The 21,917-nt window shown below is 61.3% G+C and carries 22 protein-coding genes and 2 pseudogenes; 5 read left to right on the top strand and 19 right to left on the bottom strand.

Annotated features, from left to right (window positions below; all coding sequences use genetic code 11):
- Nucleotides 1–120: 120 nt before the first annotated feature.
- From B5525_RS20345 to B5525_RS44140, 10 genes are all read right to left on the bottom strand, one after another.
- The gene (locus B5525_RS20345; protein WP_079567592.1) at nt 121–1,857 is read right to left on the bottom strand and encodes a nitrilase-related carbon-nitrogen hydrolase; all 1,737 of its coding nucleotides are present in this window, start codon (nt 1,855–1,857) and stop codon (nt 121–123) included.
- Between the two features lie 16 nt (nt 1,858–1,873).
- Nucleotides 1,874–2,863 (bottom strand): acetamidase/formamidase family protein, encoded by a 990-nt coding sequence (locus B5525_RS20340; protein ID WP_079567591.1) that lies wholly within the window; start codon nt 2,861–2,863, stop codon nt 1,874–1,876.
- A gap of 41 nt (nt 2,864–2,904) precedes the next feature.
- On the bottom strand, nt 2,905–3,618 hold the full coding sequence (locus B5525_RS20335; protein ID WP_079567590.1) for an ABC transporter ATP-binding protein: 714 nt from the start codon (nt 3,616–3,618) through the stop codon (nt 2,905–2,907).
- Nucleotides 3,611–4,327 carry an ABC transporter ATP-binding protein gene (locus B5525_RS20330; protein ID WP_079567589.1) on the bottom strand — a complete coding sequence of 239 codons (717 nt, stop codon included), beginning with the start codon at nt 4,325–4,327 and terminating at the stop codon, nt 3,611–3,613. The genes B5525_RS20335 and B5525_RS20330 overlap by 8 nt, the downstream gene beginning before the upstream one ends.
- Nucleotides 4,327–5,391: a branched-chain amino acid ABC transporter permease gene (locus B5525_RS20325; RefSeq protein ID WP_079567588.1), complete on the bottom strand. Its 1,065-nt coding sequence runs from the start codon at nt 5,389–5,391 to the stop codon at nt 4,327–4,329. Before B5525_RS20325 ends, B5525_RS20330 begins: the two co-directional genes overlap by 1 nt.
- A 13-nt stretch (nt 5,392–5,404) precedes the next feature.
- Nucleotides 5,405–6,277, bottom strand: coding sequence for an ABC transporter permease subunit (locus B5525_RS20320; RefSeq protein WP_079567587.1), 873 nt, complete (start codon nt 6,275–6,277; stop codon nt 5,405–5,407).
- A gap of 107 nt (nt 6,278–6,384) precedes the next feature.
- Nucleotides 6,385–7,623 (bottom strand): urea ABC transporter substrate-binding protein, encoded by a 1,239-nt coding sequence (locus B5525_RS20315; protein ID WP_079567586.1) that lies wholly within the window; start codon nt 7,621–7,623, stop codon nt 6,385–6,387.
- Between the two features lie 11 nt (nt 7,624–7,634).
- Complete coding sequence (locus B5525_RS20310) at nt 7,635–8,300, bottom strand: ANTAR domain-containing response regulator (RefSeq protein ID WP_079567585.1); 666 nt, start codon at nt 8,298–8,300, stop codon at nt 7,635–7,637.
- Nucleotides 8,297–9,457 (bottom strand): transporter substrate-binding domain-containing protein, encoded by a 1,161-nt coding sequence (locus B5525_RS20305; RefSeq protein ID WP_079567584.1) that lies wholly within the window; start codon nt 9,455–9,457, stop codon nt 8,297–8,299. The genes B5525_RS20310 and B5525_RS20305 overlap by 4 nt, the downstream gene beginning before the upstream one ends.
- A 787-nt stretch (nt 9,458–10,244) precedes the next feature.
- Nucleotides 10,245–10,436, bottom strand: coding sequence for a hypothetical protein (locus tag B5525_RS44140; RefSeq protein ID WP_154073335.1), 192 nt, complete (start codon nt 10,434–10,436; stop codon nt 10,245–10,247).
- 210 nt (nt 10,437–10,646) lie between these two features.
- Between B5525_RS44140 and B5525_RS20300 the strand changes: the two genes are divergently transcribed.
- From B5525_RS20300 to B5525_RS20285, 4 genes are all read left to right on the top strand, one after another.
- Nucleotides 10,647–12,026, top strand: a complete 1,380-nt coding sequence (locus B5525_RS20300; RefSeq protein WP_079567583.1) for an aspartate aminotransferase family protein — start codon at nt 10,647–10,649, stop codon at nt 12,024–12,026.
- 552 nt (nt 12,027–12,578) lie between these two features.
- The gene (locus B5525_RS20295; RefSeq protein ID WP_079567582.1) at nt 12,579–13,112 is read left to right on the top strand and encodes a hypothetical protein; all 534 of its coding nucleotides are present in this window, start codon (nt 12,579–12,581) and stop codon (nt 13,110–13,112) included.
- Between the two features lie 643 nt (nt 13,113–13,755).
- Nucleotides 13,756–14,001 carry a hypothetical protein gene (locus B5525_RS20290; RefSeq protein WP_079573595.1) on the top strand — a complete coding sequence of 82 codons (246 nt, stop codon included), beginning with the start codon at nt 13,756–13,758 and terminating at the stop codon, nt 13,999–14,001.
- Complete coding sequence (locus B5525_RS20285; RefSeq protein WP_079567581.1) at nt 13,998–14,204, top strand: hypothetical protein; 207 nt, start codon at nt 13,998–14,000, stop codon at nt 14,202–14,204. Before B5525_RS20290 ends, B5525_RS20285 begins: the two co-directional genes overlap by 4 nt.
- A gap of 43 nt (nt 14,205–14,247) precedes the next feature.
- Here B5525_RS20285 and B5525_RS44135 read toward each other — a convergent pair whose 3' ends face one another.
- Nucleotides 14,248–14,475 (bottom strand): hypothetical protein, encoded by a 228-nt coding sequence (locus B5525_RS44135; RefSeq protein WP_154073334.1) that lies wholly within the window; start codon nt 14,473–14,475, stop codon nt 14,248–14,250.
- A gap of 311 nt (nt 14,476–14,786) precedes the next feature.
- Between B5525_RS44135 and B5525_RS44130 the strand changes: the two genes are divergently transcribed.
- Nucleotides 14,787–14,960, top strand: coding sequence for a hypothetical protein (locus B5525_RS44130; RefSeq protein ID WP_154073333.1), 174 nt, complete (start codon nt 14,787–14,789; stop codon nt 14,958–14,960).
- A 433-nt stretch (nt 14,961–15,393) separates the two neighbouring features.
- Here the strand turns inward: B5525_RS44130 and B5525_RS44125 are convergent, their stop codons facing one another.
- The 8 genes and pseudogenes from B5525_RS44125 to B5525_RS20245 all read right to left on the bottom strand — a co-directional run bounded on the left by B5525_RS44125 (nt 15,394) and on the right by B5525_RS20245 (nt 21,872).
- The gene (locus B5525_RS44125; protein WP_154073332.1) at nt 15,394–16,188 is read right to left on the bottom strand and encodes a hypothetical protein; all 795 of its coding nucleotides are present in this window, start codon (nt 16,186–16,188) and stop codon (nt 15,394–15,396) included.
- Between the two features lie 184 nt (nt 16,189–16,372).
- Nucleotides 16,373–16,555 (bottom strand): annotated as a pseudogene (locus tag B5525_RS44120) (IS481 family transposase); the annotation flags it as partial.
- Between the two features lie 293 nt (nt 16,556–16,848).
- Nucleotides 16,849–17,418, bottom strand: a complete 570-nt coding sequence (locus tag B5525_RS20270; RefSeq protein ID WP_172899935.1) for an alpha/beta fold hydrolase — start codon at nt 17,416–17,418, stop codon at nt 16,849–16,851.
- A gap of 365 nt (nt 17,419–17,783) precedes the next feature.
- Entirely contained in the window at nt 17,784–18,311 is a 528-nt protein-coding gene (locus B5525_RS20265; RefSeq protein ID WP_172899778.1) for a hypothetical protein, read from the bottom strand.
- 71 nt (nt 18,312–18,382) lie between these two features.
- Nucleotides 18,383–18,701: pseudogene (locus tag B5525_RS20260) on the bottom strand (winged helix-turn-helix domain-containing protein); the annotation flags it as partial.
- Between the two features lie 69 nt (nt 18,702–18,770).
- Entirely contained in the window at nt 18,771–19,490 is a 720-nt protein-coding gene (locus B5525_RS20255; protein ID WP_079567576.1) for an SDR family NAD(P)-dependent oxidoreductase, read from the bottom strand.
- Nucleotides 19,491–19,565: 75 nt separating this feature from the next.
- Complete coding sequence (locus B5525_RS20250; RefSeq protein WP_079567575.1) at nt 19,566–20,810, bottom strand: acyl-CoA dehydrogenase family protein; 1,245 nt, start codon at nt 20,808–20,810, stop codon at nt 19,566–19,568.
- Between the two features lie 132 nt (nt 20,811–20,942).
- A complete protein-coding gene (locus B5525_RS20245; RefSeq protein WP_079567574.1) occupies nt 20,943–21,872 on the bottom strand; it encodes a helix-turn-helix domain-containing protein in 930 nt (309 codons plus the stop codon).
- Between the last annotated feature and the right edge of the window lie 45 nt (nt 21,873–21,917).

Genomic DNA, 21,917 nt, shown 5'->3' with positions numbered 1-21,917 from the left:
TGCCTGGGGGGCGATCTTGACGACCGCCCCCTCGCTCCTGATCTGAAAGCTCACTGCGCGGTTGAGATACCGCAATACGCTGCTCGCCAAGTTGTTATGGCGATGCTCTGAATGCGCGTGTTAATCCGCAGCGGCCTTGATCAGCGCGCGATAGCCGTGCGGCATCCGCATCGCCAGCAGATCCTTCCGACGCACGACGTTGGTCGGATAGACAGTGTCGAGATTCGTGGTGTCGACGACGGCCGTCGCAGTGCCCTCGGAATCCGCCGCGATGGCTTCGCGGCGCGGAAACTCGAAACTGTCGGGGCCGAACACGCCACTGAGGCCCGGATATCCGCTTTCGGGATCGAACACATTCGAGAACGCAAGGAACAAATTGTTCTCGCCGGCGCGAACCCGGAAGTGGTGCCAGTGATAGGGATCGGCGCCGGTCGGGATCGGATAGTTCTGCGGCACAAGCGATCCCGGATGCGGGGTGCTGAAGCGTCCCTTCATCGCTGCCGGGCAGACGATGACGTCACACCCCATCAGCGCAAGGATGCGGCCCGCTTCGGGAAACGACGCATCATGACCGATCAGAAGACCGATGCGCCCGACCGGCGTGTCGGCCACGACCCAGGCATCGCCAGGGCTCGCCCAGGCGCGCTCGGATTCCGTCAGATGAACCTTGCGATAAACCGCGACGAGGCCTTGAGGCCCGATCAGACAGGCGCTGTTGTAGATTGTATCGAAGTCGCGCTCGGCGACGCCTGCGACAACATAGATCTTGAGCTGCGCGGCCAAACGGCAGAGCCGGTCGGTGACCGCCCCCGGGACAGGCTGCGCCTGCGCGCCGGGATCGGTCAGGCCGCTCAGCGCAAGCTCCGGAAACACGACGAGGTCGGCGCTGTCCTCGAGCTTCGCCTGTCGTACAAGCGACGTCATGCAAGCGAGATTTGCTTCGATGTCGTCACAGGGGCTCATCTGTGCGACCGTGACCCGCGACGTCTGCCCCGGCGGCCAGGGCTTGTGACCGTACAACTTGAAAAAGTCGCGGGGATTCCAGCTGAACGTATCGGAGAGCAGCCCCGCATAGAGTTCGGGGCGGCGCTGGGTGAACACGGCTTCACCGCCGACGCGCCGCGCGCGGGCTACGTCCAGATCCATGTCGGCAAGCGCGAACCCGTCGCCGCCGTCGATCACCGCCGTGACAGTTCCGTCCGGCGCGATCACGCAACTGCCGCCACTGAACTGGACCGTGCGCTCTAACCCCCAGCGATTGCTTTCGATCAGATAGCAGCCATTCTCGAACGCCCGGCTGATCCAGTAAGGAGCCGGTGTACGCTCCGCCAGCCAGTTCGAGATATGGCAGATCACATCGGCGCCCTGCAGGGCGACAAGGCGCGCGGTTTCCACGAAGTGGATGTCCATGCAGATCAGGAGCGCGATGCGCCCGATCGGCGTGTCGAAGACCTGATGCCCGAGATCGCCCGCCGCCGCCCATTTCGGCTCGGAAATATAGGGATGCGACTTGCGGTGCCGGCCGACCACACCATCGGGTCCGATCAGCACGGCAGAGTTGAAATAGATGCCGTCGCTGTCGGCCTCCGGCATGCCGACAACGATGTAGCAATCATGTTTCCGCGCGAGCGCGGCAAAGCACTCGGTCGTCGGCCCCGGAACCGTCTCGACAAAGGGAGCGACCTCCGCCCGGTCGAACCAGCAATAGCCCGTCGTTCCCATCTCCGGCGTCACGATGAGGCGGGCGCCGGCTGTCGCCGCCGCCTCGCAAAGTTCGAGCAGCCGCGCGATGTTGCGGTCCTTTTCGAACATCGTCGGTTCGAACTGGACGGTGGCGACCTTGTGCACCTGCGGCATGACCGGTCCGTCCCCTTTAGACCAGGAACGATTTCTTGATCGAGGCGCCAAGGGTGTATTTCGGATCCACCATGTTGCCGAGCCGGACGCGGCCAGCCTGCGTCAGCAGCATGTAGGCGTCGATCTCCTCAAAGCCGTAATCGGCCGCCATCCAGCGGCATAGTTCGCGGTAGGCGATCCGCGCGGCGTCTTCCATCGGCCGCGCCGAGCCGATTGTCATGATGAAGTCTTTGGTCTCCAGCCGCGGCCAGGCGATGCTCCAGCCCTTGATCAGGTCGACCTGGACCGTGCTCACGGTCGGATGCTCGATCGCGACACCGCAGAGTTCGCCGTCGCCCTGGGCGGCATGGCAGTCACCGAGATAGAGCAGCGCGCCTTTGGTGTTGACAGGCAGATAGACCACAGCGCCGACGCCGACGTCGGGCAGGTCCATGTTGCCGCCGTAGTAGTCCGGCACCAGCGACGAAATCGCTTCGATCTCGGGCGACGTGCCGATGGTTCCAATGAAAGGTTCATACGGCAGCGTGATCTTGTCGTTCCATTTGGTGCCGGCCTCGAGGGTGATCTCGAGCTTCTTGACCCGCTCTGGCAATGGCGGGTTCAAAAGCGCGGTCTGGCCGGTGCCGACAAGGCCGCCGAATTCCGGCATGACGACGGTGGTGCCGCGCGGCTGCGGCCCCCGCGGCACGATGCTCTCGATATAGACCGCAAGGGTGTCGCCCTTCTCGGCCCCGTTCACCCAGATCGGCCCGTTCTGCGGATTGAGAAATGGAAAGTTGAGAATTTTGGACGGAATGTCGGTCTCGGACTTGATCGCTCCCTCGAACGCATCGTGGGTCTCGGCGGAGACCACGGCCCCGGGATCGACGGCGAGGACCGGCTTGACGTAGGGGCCGTAGACGTAATGGTACTTGCCCTGATCCGCCTCGGTGATCATGTGATGGATGCCGCGTTTCCCCTTGGCGAGGCCCTTGCTCGCCATGATCGAATTTTCCTGCCAGGCCATCGCTGCTCTCCTTCTCTGTTGTTAACGCCGTGGAATGGCTTTTAAACCGCGAGGTGGCGGCGCATTTCCGCTTGGTCGTCAAGCGCCGCGCGATCGAGCGTCGCGACGATGCGGCCCTTGTCCATCACGTAGCAGCGCTGCGCCATGGCGCGGATCATGTCGAGATTCTGCTCGACCAGGATGATGGTGACGCCGGTACTGCGGTTGAGCTCAACCATGTTGCGCGCGATGTCCTGGACGATATTGGGCTGGATGCCTTCAGACGGCTCATCGAGCAGAATGAGGTTGGGATCGGCGATCAGCACGCGCCCGATCGCGAGCTGCTGCTGCTGGCCGCCGGACATGGTTCCGGCGCGCTGGCCCCAGCGCTCGGCCAGGATCGGAAAGGCTTCGACGATCCGCCGCCGTCCTGCCTCCGGGATGCCGCCCCTGATCGCGGCGCCGACGGCGATGTTTTCCGCCACCGTCAAGCGCGGAAACACGTCGCGCCCCTGCGGCACGTAACCCATGCCAAGCCGCGCCCGCTTGTGCGCCGGCAACAGCTCGACGGCCTCGCCGCGATAAACGATCGATCCGCTCATCGCCGGCACCAGCCCGATCAGGCTTTTCATCAGCGTCGACTTGCCAACGCCGTTGCGCCCGATCACGGCGACGATCTCGCCTTCCCGCACCTCGATTTCGAGGCCCTGCAGTACCGGCTTGCCGCCATAGCCGGCGCGCAAGCCCAGCGTCGTGAGGATCACTTCCTTACGCATGGGCTTGCCCCAGATAGATGGCGGCGACACGCTCGTCGGCGACGATCTCCTCAATCGAGCCTTGCGCAAAGACCTGACCAAGATGCAGCACGGTGACACGTTGCGCGACCTGGCGCACGAAGGCCATGTCGTGCTCGATCGCGAGCACGGTCATGCCCTCTGCGTTCAGCCGTTGCACCATCTCGCCGGTCAGATGCGTCTCTTCCGGCGACATGCCCGCGGTCGGCTCGTCCAGCAGCAGCAGCCGCGGCTTCAGGCTGATCGCCATGCCGATCTCCAGCCACTGCTTCTGGCCGTGGCTCAAATTGCCGGCCGTCTGCATCTGGTCGGCTTCGAGGTTGAGGAACGCCAGCAGCCGGTCGATCTCGCCGGCGAGCGCCACGCCGCGGTGCTGCCGCTGCAAGGCGATCTCGAGGTTCTGACGGACCGACAGGCCCTTGAACACACCCGGCACCTGGAACTTGACCGACAGACCGCGATGAATGCGCGCGAACGATTTCAGCGCCGTGATGTTCTCCCCGGCGAAGAAGATATCGCCGCTGCCGGGATGGTGCTCGCCGAGGATCAAACGGAACAGCGTGCTCTTGCCGGCACCGTTCGGACCGATCAGGCAATGAATTTCACCGGTTTCGAGCGCGAGGTCGACCGCGTTGGTGACGTGCAAGCCGCCGAAATGCTTGTTGAGCCTGCGAAGTTCAAGGAGCGACATCAGGCGTCTCCATTGCCGCGGCGCGCCGCGAGCCGGGAAATCAGATTCATGACGCCGAGCACGAGCCCATTCGGGGCGATCAGCACGGTCAGGACCAGGAGCACCCCCATGAACACCAGCGCGTACTGGCTGCCGTAGATGGTCAGGGCCTGAAAGGCCGCGAGCACCACCAGCGTTCCGATCAGCGTCGAGGTAAGATCGCTTCGTCCGCCGACCGCGACCCAAATCAGCGGCAGCGCGGCCGCGGTCATGCCCATGCTCGACGGCGTGATGTATTGCCCCCATACCGTGTAGAGCACGCCGGAAAGACCGGCCAGCGCGGCGCCGATCACGAAGGTGATGAGCTGATATTTGCGCACGTCGTAGCCCAGCATCTCCGCGCGCTCCGGATTTTCCCGGATCGCGACGATGACATTGCCGAACGCTGAGTTCATCAGGATGCGCAGGCCGAGATAGACCGCCACCAGCAGCCCGAGCACGGCGTAATAGAGCCCGATGTCGGCGAACAGCACGATGTCGCCGCCGGGCCACGGGATCGTCAGTGGCGGCATCGCGCTCATGCCGTTGAAGCCGTTCAGGCGCGCCACACCGATATGCCACTCGGGGCCCGCGGTCTGGGCCATGAAGCGTTCCAGCATCAGCGTCACCGCCAGCGTGACGATGCCCAGGAAGACGCCGGCGATGCGACCGAAGAACATGAAATAGCCGAGCAGCAGGGCGAACAGCGCGGCGAGCGCGACCGCGAGCAACAGCGCGATCCAGGTAAACCCGTAGGCCGAGCCGAAATTGAGGGTGAGAATGCCGTAGCCGTAGCCGGCAATGCCGAAGAACGCAGTCTGGCCGAAAGACATCGAGCCGCCATAGCCCCAGATCAGGCACAGGCTGAGCGCGATGAATACCCAGACGAAGAAATAGACGGTGTTGCCGACCGTATAGCCGTCGCTGAACTGCGGATAGGCGCAAGCGATCGCGAGCACGATGGCGAATGCGATCCAGAAGGCCGGGCCACGGCCTACGGTCTGCGGACCTTCGAGACGGCGGAATAAAGCAAGAAAGCCGTTCACTGCGTCGGATCCTTCAGGTGCGTTCGCGCAGCAGGAAGCCGGAAATACCCTTCGGCAGGACCCGCACGACGATGATCACGGCGACCAGGAGGCCGATCTGGCCAAACAACTGCCCCTGCCAGGATGTCATCGCCGACTTCACCACCGCGAGCACGCCGCCGGCCGGCGCCGTGCCGAGGAACACGTCGGCGCCCCCGATCACCACCGTGACGAAGGCTTCCATGATGAAGGTTGCGCCCATGGTCGGCACCAGCGTCATGGTAGGGGCGTACAAGCCGCCGGCGAGGCCCGCAAGGCCGGCGCCGCAGGCGAAGGTGAGACTGTAGACGAGGCGGGTATCGACGCCGAGGGCCGCCGCCATGTGCGGCACCTGGATCGTGGCGCGCGCGAGCACGCCGAAGCGCGTCCAGTTGAACAGCATGTAGAGACCGCCCAGCACACCGAGCGCGGAGGCGAACAGCACGAGGCGATAGATGGAATAGGAATAGTCGCCGACCTGGAAGCTGCCGAACGGTGTACCGACGCCGGCCATGGTGGATCCCACCATGATCAGCGTGCCCTGGGTCGCAATCAGGCTGAGGCCCCAGGTCGCCACGATGGTGTCGAGCGGCCGGTCGTACAAATGACGGATCACCACGAGCTCGACCAGTGCGCCGACCAGCGCCGCGACGATCGCGCCCGATATGATCGCAAGCGGAAGCGGCAGGCCGGCATGGGCCGTTGATGCCGTCACATAGGCGCCGCACATGATGAACTCGCCGTGGGCGAGATTGATGACGCCCATCATCCCGAAGATCACCGCGAGCCCGCAAGCCGACAGTACGAGGAAGGCGAAGGCATCGCCGAATTGATAGAGCGCCGAGAATGCAAGCGTTGCGATGTCCATGAACCAGCCGGGTTGGTGCAAATTCGAAATAGGATCCGAGTTTCAACGATGAGAGAACGCCGCCCCGGCATGCAGAAGTACCTGCCGGGGCGGCGCCGACGCCGAGGTCAGGGTTTCGGCGGCGGGTTCGACGGCGTGTACTGCGCCATCGGATCCTTCTTGGTGAGGTCGCAGCCCGCTTCACCCAGCCAGTACGGCTTGATGTCTTCCCACACCTTCGGGAACGAGATCGAGTGATCGGCCCCGACCTTGGCCAAATAGATGGTATGCGACATGTGCTGGCTCTTCGGGTCGATGCAGACCTTGCCCTCCGGCGCGTCCATGCAGACGTCGCCAAGAGCGATCACCTTGCGGATGTCGTCCCGCTTGGTCGACTTCGCGCGTTCGACCATCTGCTTGTAGAGATAGACCGCGAGATAGGAGTTCTCGGCCTCCTGGTTCACATAGGGTTCGCTGGGAAATTTCGCCTTGAACTTGGCGAAGAACGCCTTGCTGGGAGCGGTGTCGATCTCCTCGATGTAGTTGGTGGTGACGTACATGTCCTTCAGGCTCGGTGGCTTGAAGCGCTTGTGCTCATAACCCTGTCCGACATTGACCGACGAGGCCATCGGCAGATTGACGTTCGCGGACGCCGCCTGCTCGTAATAGGAGGCCTGCGCGGTGCCGACCAGCAGCGTCACCACGAAATCCGGCTTGGCCTTCTGGATGTTCTGGATGCTCTGCGAGAACTGGGACACGCCGAGCGGGATGAATTCCTCGCCCGCCATTTTGCCGCCGGCCTCCTTGACGATCTTGCGCACCCATTCCGCCGAGATCTGGCCGAAATTGTAATCGGCGGCGAGCGTGTAGACGTTCTTGCCGTACTTCTCCATCATGTAGGGAATAAGGGTCGAGAACTGCTGCTCCGGCACCGCGCCGGTGACGATCATGTGACCGTCGCAGACGCCGCCTTCGTACTGGTTGTTGTAGAAGGCGAAGCCGTTGAACTGATCGACGATCGGGCGATAGGCCTCGCGCGAGGCGGACGAAAAGCCGGCGAATACCACGTCGACCTTGTCGCGCTGCAGCACCCGCCGCATGAATTCCTGGTAACGCGTATTGTCGGACTGGGTGTCGTAGGTGACGAGTTCGAGTGGCCGGCCGGCGATGCCGCCGGCCTTGTTGATCTCCTCGGCGGCGAGCTGGATCGCGTGTACCTTGCCGATCGTGGCGGCCGCGAAGTCGCCGGACTGGTCCTCCAGCACGCCGAGCTTGATCGGGTCCGCCGCGAATGCCGCGCCTGACGCGAGGACAAGCGTCCCCGTGAGGGCTACGGCGCGCAACCCCCGCAATACACTTCTGGTCATGTCGGTGTCTCCTACATCGCTTGCTTGGTGCCGCCTTGCAGCGTGGTGCTGGTCGTGCGGACGGAAATGTCGGGCGGTTTCGCCCGCCTGCTCAGGACTTCTTCGCAGTAGAGTTCCAGATTCTGCCGCGCGCGCATGCTTGCGCGCCGGAGCTGGGAATAGGCACCCTCCTCATCGAGCCCGTTCTCCTGCATCAGCTGGATGACCGCGCGGATCACCGCGCGGCGACCGCGGCGACGCCCTTCGAGATCCTGCACACGGGCATACATATCGCTGCGCAGCAGGAACTGGTTGATGCCCATGAACAGCGACGTGTAGACGGCGCCGCCATGCACCGGCTTGCGCAGGAAGGAGGTCGCGCCGAGATTGACCAGCGCCTTGAGGCGGCTCGGCGCCTCGACGCCGACCAGGCCAATCACCGGCACCGGCGGCAGGCGCGAGGCGGGATTGACCTCGATCGCCACCGCGCCCTCGAGATCGCCGTCGACGAACAGGATGTCGCGCTCGGGCTGCAGGCCGCCGACGTCGATCTGCGCCCGGCCGCCGACGATGTCGGGATATTCAGTCGTCACACCGAGTTTGGCGAGTGTCGACTCGAGCGCACCTTCCCTTCCGCTGCGTCCGATGACGACAAGGGCGCGGCCGCCTTTGAAATTCTGCAGCAATCGACATGTCATGATTGCACCACTCTGAGCACGGGAGAGCGCATTGCAGTCGCAAAGCGCGGCGAAGATTGGACGAGATAGGGATCGGGCGCGATCGGGCTGCGCGCCTCCAGCAGCACTTCGAACTGCCCGTTGACGGCGGAGCGGGCGATCCGCGGCGTCAGCCAGGCGTGATGGGTCTGCGGATCGATGCGCACTTCTCCCTGAGGCGCAGCCAGGCGCTGGTTCGCGACCGCGGCGCGTACGGTGCGCGCATCGTCGACACCGACCTGCTCCAGCGTCGCGGCCAACAGCTTGACCGCGATATATGAGGCTTCCGCGTCGGCCGACGACACCGGCCCGTCCGGAAATGCCTTGGCGTAGGCCTCGATGAATGCCGCGTTCGCCGGCGATTCCAGCGAGGAGAAATAGACGCTGGAGCTCAAATGCCCGTCGACGGCATCCGCGCCGATTTCGGCAAGCTCCGGCTCCGACAACGTGCAGCTGGCCACCGGAATTTCATTGACCTGATCGATGCCGCGTGCGCGACACGCGGCGCGAAACGCGCGGAAGAAAGCATAGGCGCTGGTACCGATCAGGTTGTTGAAGACGAAATCGGGACGCTGGTCGAGGATCGCCGATATCACCTGGTCGAATTCGGTGTCGCCCACGGACAAATACCGCTCCGCGACCACGGCGCCTCCACGCGCGGTCAGCGCCTCGCGGAAGATGCGGTTGTTCTCCCAGGCCCAGATGTAGTTGGAGCCGACGCAGAACGCCCGGGTACCGACCCGCGAGGCGAGATAATCGACCAGGGGGAGCACGTGCTGATTGGGCGATGCGCCCGTGTAGATCACATTGTCCGAGCTCTCGAAACCCTCATAGTGCGACGGATACCAGAGCAACCCGTCGAACTTCTCGAAGCAGGGAATGACTTCCTTGCGGCTCGAGGACGTATAGCAGCCGACGACCTGGCGAATGCCGGCGCCAAGCAGCTCCAGACTGAGCGCGCGGTAGCACGCGAGATCGCCCGACGGGTTGACCACGACCGGCTCCAGCGCCACCGCGCCGCCCGCCTCGGCATTTTCCTGGAAGGCGAGCAAGGCGCCATTCAGCATCGAGCGCGCGACGACGCTGTAGGACCCGGTGGTCGAGAACATCACGCCGATACGATAGTGCTTCCGCGCCATTCACCCGATTCCAAAACAAAAAAAGCGCCCGCCGGCTGTGAAGCCGAGGGCGCCCTCGCCACCAACTGGACACGCTTGAATTTGAAAGCGCGGCGTTGGAAATGGTTTGAACTTGTAGCGTTATTGGGCAGCTTTGCCCAACGCTCGCATTTTTAGGCTCCCTTAGATCGACCATGATGTCAAGCGCGTTGTTGCGGCGAGAGTTGCTTCAATTGATGTCTTGCTGCAGCAAAACTATGCAGGGCGCCGCGAGAAATTATCCTGGTTGCTGGAGGCGCCGGGGACGTCGCCGTGATATCGCGCGGTATCGAAGTTGTACGATCATCCGTGCGGCTGCGCAGCACCGTTGCGCCAGCTTCCGCGGAGGCTGCGTCGAATGGACCTCGGAAACGCAGCTTGATGATGCGAACATTTCGTCAGCCGTCTATTTCGCGACTGGCATCCCGCTTAGGCGAACCCGTGCGTTCGCTTTCATGCTCGCGCGCGAATGAGATCGCTCGTCCGCCCAAGCTCGACAAGGGACCCCGGCTTTCTTCTGCGACTGTTCGACACCCGGGTGCACGTGCTCTACGAACGATTGACCGGATATAACGGCGGCGACAACTCGGCGTGCTGTGGCGGCAGGACATTGCCGGCCACGATCGAGCCGACGGCGACCGAAAGTCATAGCCATAAAAAATTCCGATATCAGCGAACGTTTTTTCGAGTTTTACAATTACCTGCTGCGGCGCAGAAAATCAGGAGGTTCGTTCCGGCCCGTTTGAAAAGGCGTCTCGATGACTTCCGGTCACCTGGACTTGGTCGCCCGCGCAGCCAGCGTCCAGTTCGAGGGGTCGAAAGCTCGATCCGGAGTCACGCCAGCCGTGCCGCGCTCGACGCGTGATGAGCTGCCGGCAACGGTCCGCTTGTCCTCGACGTGATCGCCCTGAATTTTCCGGACGCAATTTTGGGTGGTGGCCCACTCGTCCTCGGTGCGCAACGCTCACCTCCCTCGCCGCGAACACTTCGTCCAGGCACGGCTCGACAACACGCGGCTCACGCCGTAGATGGTGGCAGACGGTCGCGGCATGTCGCTGCGGTATCTGCACCAGATCTCTAAGGGAGAAGGCATCATGAATGCGCAACCACGCGTGGTCCGCGCCCCTGAAACGGTTCTCCATCCCTCCTTCGTCAGAAAGCCACAGCGTCCATGCTAACGAATTCCCTGCAGAGCAAAGACATCGCCCATCAGATCCACCCCGCGACCAATCTGCGGCGGCACGAACGGGTGGGGCCGATCGTCATCGACCGCGGCTCCGGTATCTATGTTTACGACGACGAGGGGCGCGAATATATCGAGGGGCTCGCGGGCCTGTGGAGCGTCGCGGTCGGCTTCGGCGAGAAGCGTCTGGTTGAAGCAGCCGCGCGGCAGATGTCGAAGCTGCCCTACTATCATATCTTCTCGCACAAGACCCATGCGCCTTCGACGCTTCTGGCCGAGAAACTGGTGTCGCTCGCGCCCGAGGGGCTCAAGCATGTTTTCTTCACCAATTCGGGCGGCGAAGCCAACGACACCGTCGTCAAATTCGTCTGGTACTACAACAACGCGCTCGGCCGTCCCGAGAAGAAGAAGTTCATCTCCCGCCAGGGCGCCTATCACGGCATCACGGTCGCAGCCGGCAGCCTGACCGGGCTCCAGGTCAACCAGAAGGGCTTCGACCTGCCGCTTCCGTTCGCGCGACATGTGTCGTCTCCGCACCACTACCGCAACGCGCTGCCCGGCGAGGGCGAAGAAGCCTTCGCCGAGAGGCTGGCAGCCGAACTGGAGACAATGATCCTCAACGAAGGCCCGGAAACGATCGCAGCCTTCATCGGCGAGCCTCTGATGGGAGCCGGCGGCGTGATCGTGCCCCCACGCACCTATTGGCAACGTATCCAGGAGGTCTGCCGCAAATACGACGTGCTGGTGGTGGCCGATGAGGTGATCAACGGCTTCGGGCGGCTCGGCACGATGTTCGGTTGCGAAAGCTTCGGCATCAAGCCGGACATCCTGGTCTGCTCCAAGCAGATCACATCGTCCTACCAGCCGCTTGCCGCTGTTCTCATCAGCGACACCATCTATCAGGCGATGGCCGACCAGTCGGATCGCCTCGGTACCTTCGGACACGGCTATACGACGGGCGCCCATCCGGTCGCGACGGCGGTGGCGCTCGAAAACCTTGCCATCATCGAGGAACGCGGTCTGGTCCAGAACGCCGCAGAGGTCGGCGCCCATATGCGCGCCGGGCTGGCGCGCTTCGCCGACCATCCGCTCGTCGGTGAAGTGCGCGGCCGAGGCCTCATCGCCGCGGTCGAACTGGTCGCGGACAAGTCGACGAAGGCCCGTTTCGATCCCGTTGGTAAAGTCGGGCTGAGATTGTTCGAGCGCGCGCACAACCACGGCCTGATCGTTCGCGCGATCGGCGACAGCATCGCTTTCTGTCCGCCGATGATCATCACGACGGCCGAGGTCGACGAGATGCTGAGGCGTTTCGCCGCCACTCTCGACGATATCAGTTCATGGATCGCCGCCGGCATGCCGGACGGCTGATGACTGGGACCGCCGCTCTGCGCTTTGGAGGCTGGGCCTTTCCACCCCGCCGGACTAGGATTCCGGCGGCACGACACAGTCAGACCCGCTTGCGGCGATAATAGTTTACTCCGATTTAGAGGATTTGACCGCACCGCTCCCGATACCGGCAACAGCGTGGTCGTTGTCCAAGCGCCGGTGCGACGGCCGCTGGCCCTTCATCGTTAACTACAATCCCAGACGTTGGGGAATGCGTATCAATTCAACCTTGTGAATAACGCCCCATTAAGGTTGATTGAAACCGCGGGCCGCGGTCGCAACGATGGGAATCACGGCGGCCCAAGGCGGCGCTCGAAGCGGGGTGCGGGACGTGATCAGAACAATCTGGTTTGCAAGCGTTGGTCTTGCCCTCGTCGGCGGCTTATTTGCGATGAAGGTCGTCTCCACTCGGATTTCGGAGCGCCAAGCAATAGCCGGCGCCCCGACCGCCCCGGGAACACCTCTGCTTCGTGACGCAAACCTGACAAGTCCGCAGTGAGCCGCCGCGGCACCTAGGTTGGATTCAACAGTAGCATGCAGTGGTACGTGTACCTGATTACGGTCTCGGCAACGGCGGTCCTCGGTTTTTTTGCATTTGAATTACTAGGCCGGCCGATCCGATCGTTCTTTGAGCTTCGGCGCAGAATACTTGAGCGCATGCTCGTTCTCGGAAGCATCTCGTTGCCGAAACCGCGCGAAATGGCGGTCAGCTCTCGGGAGATCCGCGAGTATGACCAGGCTATGAGAAACGTGGGAGAAGCGCAGCGCATCTTCCGCGATCTCGGTTTTCAACTGCTGGCATTCGGAGAGAACGAGCCCGCCACGCGTAACGCGTTAGGTCTACTGGGTTTGAATATTATCGCAGCGGGCCGCGAGTTGATTAACCTCTCTGAGGCCTATCCACGGCCTGACACCGATCGCGTCGGCCTTCGTAATCAAATCGAAAGGGCTCTTGGCGTGACTGACGCCGCTTTCCCGTTTTCTCGCCAACGCCAACAACGTGAACGCGCGCGAGAAAGGGGAATGCACAACGAGCGAGAGAGGTTAATAAGCTTAAGCTCGCGCTGACAGACGCCTTAAGCGTGCCTGAACAAGCCGCAGTTTAGATTGGGCACCCAGCTGATGCCGGTGCCGAGGGTTGTGGGCTTGCGAAACCAAAGGCAAATAGGGCGCGACATGATTCGAGCCTGATTACCCTCCTGTTCCGCGTCCGTGGTGCAAGTTCGTTCTGCCAGATCCGGATCGGCACCGACACGCGCCGCAAGGCCGACCATCTTTGCGGCCGAATCCGCCGCACGGGCGGAGCCTGTCTCGTTAAGCGAAACATGGGCGCCCCACCTGCGACAGTTCCATCGGGTGACGAGCCGTGATGTCACCGCGAACAAATTGTTCCCGACGCTATAGAGGTTAAGCCATTGCGCTGCGGCAACTGCCCCCCGGCGGAACGTCCGTTGCCCTTCCATCCGGGTCCTATTCCCCATGCCACGTACCGGCCCTGGTGCTCTGAGCAGGCTGGCAAACGCTGGCGAGTTCCCACCTGGCTTCTCGGGATCGGCACGGCTGTCAGATGGATTGACGAATCCATGCCTCAACGCTGCTGATCTGCCCGTCCATTTGAAGCAAAGCTCGTGGCAGGTTTCTTGCGAAGACCTCCGCGCGAACGCGCGAGCAGCTTTTTTGCGTCCCAAATTAGATCAGTTGGAAGATGCCGATGAAACACCAGCGCCATTTTGAGACAGCCACCCGCGAGGCGGTGCAAACAAGGACATTGATCGACGACCTCAATCGTATCGTCCAAATCCTTAACAGCGCCATCGCCAACGAGGAGCAGCGGGCTGGGATATTTGACCCTCTCGAGGCAGCCTACCCGATGCATGCCAGGGAACTTTTGGCGCGCCGGGACAATCTGACGGACACCATCGCCGCGCTCGAGCTGCGACTTGGGCGAAAGAAATGACAGCGAACAACCGCTCCCCTTCGCAGGACTTGCGCGACAGCGCCAAGCCCGCCTGGGCGGAAGTCTGGCATTTCTGGAACGTCGTCATTCCGAGGCGTTCGATTACCGGCAAGCTCGTTTTCGGTCAAGTCTGGCGGCGCCACAATGGGCGCCGCTGGGTCTACAAGAAATTCGTTGAGTTCAAGGTCGATCAAGATGAATGATCGTCGATCCATCGGCAGAACAAGGATTGCCAAAGCCGCGTTGCTATTCTTCAGCGGCCCAGCTGGCGTGCGCTCGTGCGGCGTCACTGACGTTACGAACGCTGGCGCTGGTATTCGCATAGCTGGATTGGCCACCCCACCACCCAACTTTGAACTTTCCTTCAATAATTTTCGCACTATTCGCCGGTGTCGGCTGATCTGGCGCGATGGCGACTCCCTCGGGGTAGCCTTCGAAGAACAAAACACGCAGAGCGATCAGGACACGAAACATCGGTGAAACCGATGCCTTTAGAGCAAGCCGGACGCAGAATGCGACGTTATCGCTTTTATTTTTGCTTGTGAAACAGCACACAGATTAGGGAGTGAAACTCCATTAAATCGCTAGTGCACATACTATTGACGGGAGCCGCGTGTGAAAGACCCCACCAGTAAGGCGAGCAGTGCGCTCAGCGTTCGTTATGCCGAGCTGCTGCGGTTACGCGAGGAAGTACAGCGACTTGAGGCCGCGCCCGTCTCTGTACAGAGACAGGGGAACGCGTCGTTGCAAAAATCGCGTTAGCGTGCGAATCTTGGGACATTGTCATGTCTGATAAGTTTTTCGGCGCTAACCTGTCGCCACGCAAGGCGCCGAAAAATAAGATTTCCCGGCCTAATTACGGCGCAGTGCACTTCATATATCTCGGCGTTGTTGCCATCGCCACTACGGGCTGGCTTTGGTTCATTGCTCGGATTGCGATGTGGTCAATCGGGCTCTAGTTGTGGAGCCACAGCAGCTTAGTCCCGGCTAGGCGGAGTCTGCTGACAAGTGGCTCTGAGCCGATACGGCCATGAGCCCCAATTGTGGCGGTGATGCCGTCGTGGGAGTTCGGCGGCGCGAAGTGCCGCAAGCGCTGGCACAGGCTATTCGCGCGGGCTTGTCTGGATGACGCCCTCTCCCTTGCCATTGGCTTTGGGTGCGTAAGGCTTGGCAGCGGATGTGCGCGAGGCCGAGGCGGTTGCGGGACTCCCGAAGCCCTGCCGATAGTTTCGTTCAGGACGAGATTCATGAATTAGAAGCTGCCGTGAGTTCGCTCCTAAACAACGTCGCAACAGCCTGAACAGCGCCGACATGGCCGTTAGTGCACGCCCACTACGGGCGGCTGTCGCCGCCAGACATCATTAACGTCGCTGACCACCGCATCATCAAAAACTACTCCCAGGCCAAATCGTAGCGCTTGCGTAGCCGCTCAGCGAGCTCATTGGTAAGCGCCCGCCATTCCTGGGGATTGCGGACTGCCCCAGCAGCGGGCTTGATCGTCAACATCGCTCGCCAATACGGCCAGCCATACACCGTTACTTGAAATCCGGCTTTGGGACAGTCGGGATGATGCGCAAGATCCTGTTCAATCATTTCTGAAAGCTCCGCCGCCGTCTTGAGTTGCCTTTGTTGAGTTTCTTCGACGAACTTCAAGTTCGTTTCGTCCGATGGTGACATTTCACTCGCCGGAGAATGTCGTACGACACCAGCGGTTACTTTAATCTCGGAGTCCTCATTTCGCCCTGGCGGATTGCGCCCGGAAATAGCCGCCACATTGCCGAAGAGTTGCCGCGCCAGTGTGAGCCGGTAATCATCACCGTTTTCACCTTCCACCATCGTTGTCCCTCTCTTAGGCCCGACATCGACCAATTTTGGACCAATCTTGACGATCGTTTCTTCTTCAACGCCTCTACGATAACTTTTACGCCTATTTGATGACCATTGGCGCAAGCGAACCCGCAGCGACGATACGCTGGGCCGGTAGTTGGCATGATTTGAGCGCAAGCACCAGCCGCCCGTTGGCAGCCCTAAAACGGTGCAATAGACGATTGGAGAAACGCTTGCCGCCAAATTGCCATGGAGACTTTTGAGAATTTGCAGATATTCATCGGCATTTTTTGCGCTGCTCGTAGTTGCAGCTTCGCGCAGAGCTGGTCCAATTAATGCCACAGATTTTGTGGGGTGCATTATGCGTAGGCGAAGGCTGGAAACCTATCGACGGGCCGTTGAGCTGGCGAACACCGGTAAATTTGAGAGCTGGAGAGACATACAAGACGGATTGGCAAGGGAGGGTTACGGACGAACATCCGGACTGCTCGCAAGCGATCGAATTCGGTCTATACTCGATGATCATTGCGCAAAAAGCCGACAGCTAGCTGTGGAGCCTCAACAGGTTGTCCCCGGTGAGGCCGAGGCGGCTGATGGCTGGTTTGGATTTTAAACTGCTGTGTGGCCGATGCCAGTTATATCGGTGCAGCCGGGCCGGCAGGTGCTGGGCACGGTGATCCGACGTGAGATGGGCCTGGGCGCAGGCCCATTCCCGCAACGAGGTTTGGCCGGCAACGCCGAACCGAGAACCTGATCTGCCTCCTCGCCGTCCGGCATGACTCGTTAAATCGCACCTCGCGGAGCCGGCACGGCGGCTCGTGGGCGCGCGCTCAAGCCCAAGGACATACTCTCGTCCGTACTTACTCGCGATGTCGGCTTAGAAATTCGGCGGCCACAGACAGAAATTCGTCAGCTCCCTCGAAGTATGCCAGATGCCCGGCACCGATCTGTCGACACGTCGAACGGGGAATTCTCGCTGCCAATTCGGATGTCTGCGTGACAATCTGATCGTGAGCACAGTCAATTACGAGCGTGGGGCTCGTGGCGTGCAATTCCCTCCCAATTGGCAAGCGGCACGTAGGCTTTGATCATGTCTTGGATCGCCGAAGTTCCCAACATCGAAACGAACGTCGGCGTGAGTCCCGAGAGCAAGAGTAGCTTGAGAAAGGCCTCGCGATTGGTCCGGAGCAGGTCAAGCCACAACTCGAATTGAAGCTTGAGCCGCGCCTCGGCGCCCCACGAAAAGCCGGCGACCACGATCAGCGACCGCACTAGATCCGGCGAAGTGGCTGCAAGCTCGATTGCTATCGCCGCTCCGAGCGAATGCCCGACTAGATCAAATCGGTCCACATCGGCCGCGGCGGCCACTTCCTTCACCTGGCGTGCAAGCTTCTGCAGGCAAAGTGAATTGCCATCGTTCGTCGTGTCTCCGGAGCCCGAGTAGTCGAGACTGATCACAGTCCGCTGTTTGCCGAGCTCGGCGACCACCGGCCCCCAATGCGTGTCCAGCGCGGCTGTGCCGTTAACCAGCACGACCGCGGGGCCCTGCCCGTGTAATCGATATGCGACGCGAGCGTCGTCGACATTCACCGCGCTTGTTCTTGCCACGAGTTCACCCTTGCTAGCCATCATCTGGTCGACGGCGCCCCGTCTTTTTAAATGATTTTCGTCATTTTAATTGATAACATCATGCGTATCATGTTTAGCGTCAAGTCAAGGCATTGTGAGGGTGGCTCGGCAATCGTCCGGTGGCGGTCTCGCCCGCGGCGGATTCTCGATCTAAGTCTCACAAGAAACGACCCGATAGATGTGCTCGATCCCGCAGCAACGGCGCGGTCCTCTCCGATCACTCGATGTGTTCGGTCTTCACAAAAGCAGCTGCGCTGGACTTCGTCTGACGCGATACCGAAAATGGCCTGCGTCCTCTGATCCCGTCGTTTGCCATCGAGGATATTTCACTCAGACTGGGATGTCCGTCTCTGAAGCTGATTCGAATTTCCGTGCTCGGATTGCGTGCCGCGCGCCGGATCGCGCTGATCTACGGGTTCACCCACGCCCACAAAGCCCGGATACATCGCTTTGCCATAGGCAGCGCAGCCCGCGAGAGCCTGCGCAAATGTCCAGGACGCGACCGTGAGCAGGAAGTCTTTAGCGCACGCGGCAAATCCCGCGGCAGCCTTCACCATGAACCGCGCCGCTGACGCGACGGTTGAGCGCCGTGGCGCACACTCCTCAGACGACGCCGGGAGCGCGCTGATCTCCTTCGAATATCTGCTCGCCTCATCTCCGTTCCCGGTAAGGACGAACGGCGATCGGCCACCATGAAATTGCTTCTCGAATTGCATTGACCTCTCCCGAAACTTGTTGGCTCGGGAGACTCTGCCTTGCGTATGTTGCTGCAAAATTCCAGCATTGAAGATTAAGGCTACGGTTGTAATGCGGCGCGCTCCTCTGTGGTTCTGGAAATGGACAATGGTGCGCATCGCCGAATCCGGCCGGCATTCACTTGCCGGGGTGTTCGACAGGCCGTCATCAACATGCTTCGACGGGCAGCTGCAAATACGTGGCCAACGCCGCGTTCAGTCAAGATGACGCGCGGCGCGTTTGGATCGGTCTTCAGCTTGTGCCGCAGGCGCAGTACCTGAACGTCGATGGTGCGATCGAAGACATCTTCGCGGATGCGGGTCGCTTGCAGAAGGCGCTCGCGGGAAAGCGGTCGCTGCGGAGCATCGAGCAACCCTATCAGAAGCCGTATTCGCCCTTGGTCAGTGCAACCGGGATTCCGCTGGAATCATTGAGGCGCCGGATGCGCCGGTCGGCTGCCAGCCGCCGAATCGGCAGCGCCCTCTTTCCTGGTCGCGCTGGACAGCTGCCTGGCGGGCTTTGCTGCGAGATTATACACCGCATTAAGCAAAAACCCGCCTTGACTCCAAACGTCCCTGCTAGATCGTATGATGACCGGCCACTTGTCCTCCGTCGACGTGGAGAATTTCCCCAGTCACGAATCCCGCCGAGTCCAGGTACATCACCGCTTCCACCACGTCCGACACTTCTCCCATTCGGCCCATCGGATGTAGCGAGGCCAGGAACTGGTGGGCCTCGAGCGGATGCATCGGGGTCTTGATGATTCCAGGCGAGACTGCATTCACGCGCACACCATTTTTGGCGTACTCTATCGCGAGCGATTTTGTCGCGGCGTTCAAGGCACCCTTGGTGAGAGATGCAAGCACAGCCGGCACGCTGGTCATCGGCTGGTCGACCAGGCTGGTCGTGACCGTCACGACATGACCACTTCCTTGCTTGTTCATGATCTCTATCGCCCGCTGGGTCATGTGAAAGAAGCCCGTGACATTGGTGGCGATATAGGCAGCGTAGTCGTCGTTTGAATAGGCGGTAAACGGCTTGGCCAGGAACATACCGGCGTTGTTGACCAACGTGTCGATGCGATCGAAGCGATCCAGCGCTTCCTTGAACACCAGATTCGCGGTCTTGGGGTCGGCCACATCTCCCTGCACTGTCGCGATATCAGAATCGGCGGCAGGTTTGATCGATCGGGACGTTGCAACGACCTTATAGTTGCGACTTCTGAACGCCTGAACAAGCGCCGCCCCGATCCCTTGCGATGCTCCCGTTATGACCGCCACTCTTTGCGATGTGCTCATGACTTCACCGATCTACTGACTAGGTATGCCGAACGATTAAGAGCGAGGCCGGCGCCTGACCACACCTGTGACGCTTCAAGCCGCACCGCTCGCGAGCAGGGGTTCGTAGTCCGGTCGCTTCAGCATGGTATGAAGCTGACGCCGTCGGACGCCAATATTGCCACCGTCGAAGATCGGAAGCGCGAGCGCGTCCTGCAAAAGGCGTCCCAGCGGGACTTCTTGGTCATAACTGTCGATGCCGACGACGCGCATCAGATCGGTGATCACACGAACCGCCGTCTCCGAGCCGTAGATCTTGGCCTGTATCGCAAGTTCGTCTGCGGCGGGAGACTGCGTGTCAACGGCATGGCACGCGCGCCAGCTCAGATATCGCGCTGCTTCGATCGTCATCTTCGCGTCGGCCAATGCGTATCCGACCGCCTGATGCTCGATGATCGGATGGACGCCGCCTCGCCGTTCGGTCCGGGCGAAGTGCAGAGCGAAGTCGAACGCCGCGCGCATCAGGGCCACGCCAAGAATTCCGACCAGCGCCGCGGTGCCAGTAAAGCTGGCGGCCGTCAGGGCGAGGCCGCCGCCTTCCTCCCCGAGAAGATTGTGCCGCGGCGCAGAAACGTTCTCGAAACCGAATTGCGGCGTGAGATGCGCACGGTGACCCACGGACTCGATTGCGCGCTCGAAGACGATGCCGGGCGCCGGGCGTTCGACCACGATGATGGAAATCGCTTTCTCGGGAGGAGCGTCGGGCGCGGTCCGGCACACCACGCATAAGATATCCGCACCTTTACGATCCCACCCGGTCGCCGAGGAGACCCATTTCTTCCGACCATTGATGACCCAGCGATCGCCGTGAAGTTTGGCAAAAGTACGCACGCCTTCGCCGGGCGGCGGAGATGCCGCGTTGGCGCTGCCTCCCGGTTCGCTGGAGCAGAAGCCGGCCAGCGGCGTTCCGCTCTTCTTCAAGAACGGAGCAAGCAGCCGGCCACACTGCTCCGGCGTGCCGCCCAGCAGGATCGGCAAAAGGCCAAGCACCGTTCCGAGCATCGTCAAGGTGACGCTCGCATTCACGCTGTAAAATTCCTCGGCCATGATGGCCATGTCGATTAGGCCGGCGTTCTCGCCGCCCGCAGGTTGCGGAATGCATTTCCTCAAAAAACCCGCGACCACCATGGCTTCGTACACGGGCCTGGTCGCAAGGAACCGCTCCTCCGCCGTCGGCAGCAACTCGGCCGCCCTCGCCCCTGCAAGCACTTCCGCCGCAAACCGGCGGGATTCAAGCTGGAGCTCACGTTGCGGTGGCGTTAGCGTAAAGTCGATGGCCATGGAGACTTTCCTGAAGGTCCTGTCTATTCCATAAACCGCTATGGGATCGGAGCAGGAAAGTCTCGGATGCTGGCGCCCGATTTCTTGGCTTATGGCGCACTAGGGCGCGACGGCCGTGGGTCGTCCGGTGGTTCAGGTCATGGTTTGACGAAACTCGCGGGGGCTTGCGCCGTTGCTGCGTTTGAACAGCCGGTTGAAATGCGAAATATCCCGAAAGCCCGCAGCGAACGCGATTTCGGCGATCGTCCTGTTTCGGGAATCGCCGAGCAGATCGCGGGCGCAGACGAGGATCCGCTTGTGGTTGACGTGCTCGCCAACCGAGCGGCCTGTCTTGGAAAACAGCTTGTGCACGTAGCGCTCCGAGCAATGAAATTTTCGCGCGAGCGTCACGGCGCTCAAGCTGGGGTCGTCGCTGTGACGATCGATGTGATCCAGCATCATCGACAGCAGTACGGGTGCATTTAGCCGCTCGGACGGGCCATCCACCAGCACATCAGATGCATGAGAAATGAGGTCGACGATGTGGCCGCCGCCGAGAGCCGCAAGCGGCAAGGGCGTCTGCGAGTTGAGACAAAGCTCCGCATAACCTGCAAGCGTGCGCGAGAGGGCGCGGCCGGCTTCTGTCACAGACAAGGTCAGCCGCGGCCGCTCGGAAAAATGCCGCGGCAGCAGGTGTCCAGGCACCGCAAAACAAAATAGCTGAAAATCGCAACCATTGGCGATTTCGAACGGCTCGGTCGTGTCGGCGACGGCGAGATCTCCAGGCCCGCAGATCTGCTCGTGACCACGCTGGGCGTAGCGGCCCACCCCTTCGATCTGAAGATTAATGAAGCACAGGTCGTCCGTGCTGTGCGCGATGTGCGAACGCAGCCGTAAAACCCGGTGCTTGGTAGCGATGACGCGGGAAATCCGGATCGGAGCAGCGTCAGTCCTTGATATCGTCCCTTGGAAAGGATGCTCGGTTATTTTGCGCGGCTCCAGTTGGACGAAGGCGTTCGCGAGATCGTCAGCCCAACTACCAAAGGGTTGATCCGTTTGACACTGTTTTGCCGACCACTGCATAGGCGTCCCAATACGGTTGCAAATCTGGCGGTTCCAGACAAATAG

Source organism: Bradyrhizobium erythrophlei (assembly GCF_900129505.1).
In the GTDB taxonomy this organism is placed as follows: Bacteria; Pseudomonadota; Alphaproteobacteria; order Rhizobiales; family Xanthobacteraceae; genus Bradyrhizobium; species Bradyrhizobium erythrophlei_D.
This window is presented reverse-complemented; position numbering and strand designations above follow the sequence as displayed.